1 protein-coding gene is annotated in these 604 nt (G+C 36.6%); it reads left to right on the forward strand.

All coding sequences use genetic code 11. The features are described 5' to 3' along the window. Window positions 1-499 (forward strand): hypothetical protein (locus C1A35_RS36565; protein WP_210202589.1); only part of this gene is annotated, 499 nt, incomplete at its 5' end. Between the last annotated feature and the right edge of the window lie 105 nt (window positions 500-604).

Below are 604 nucleotides of genomic sequence, written 5' to 3' on the forward strand. Positions count from 1 at the left end.
CTTTTTTATATTATCATTTTTATTAAAGACAAGAAATAAAAACACAGCACAGAAAAATCCTTCAGAGCCACGCTTTCTTGCAAACGTACAACGCTATTTTTCCGACTTCCCTTATTTCCCTTCGCTTCTCGACCAGAGGCTATGCACCTTGGAGACCTGCTGCGGTGATCAGTACGAATGTCTCGGAAAAACACAACACCAACTCGTTGTTTATGATACTCTCATTCATTTTGATGCAATTGCTCACAACGAACAATCACACACCAACAAAATAGACACCACACAAGGGGGGACTATTCTTCAGGAAAGCGTCCTCTTGCGCCAAATGACTTACTTTCAGAGGACAACCTTACCAACCTTTAAAAAGAAAAGACAACTCTTCTCAAATGAACAACAATACTCACGAGCGTATCTTCTGTCACCAGTCGTATCTTCTATCATTAGTATTACTACTAACAATACAAAACGTTCCCAAAGACAGTTTCAGAATATTAACTGAATTCTTTTTCACAATACAAAAAAACTGATATGAGAAAGAACACTTTTACTTCTTGTTTACAAGAAACAAACAATATTCTCCCTCTCATTTTTTTATTGTAAAAAC

This window comes from Ensifer adhaerens, from assembly GCF_002940685.1.
Lineage (GTDB): Bacteria > Pseudomonadota > Alphaproteobacteria > Rhizobiales > Rhizobiaceae > Ensifer > Ensifer adhaerens_E.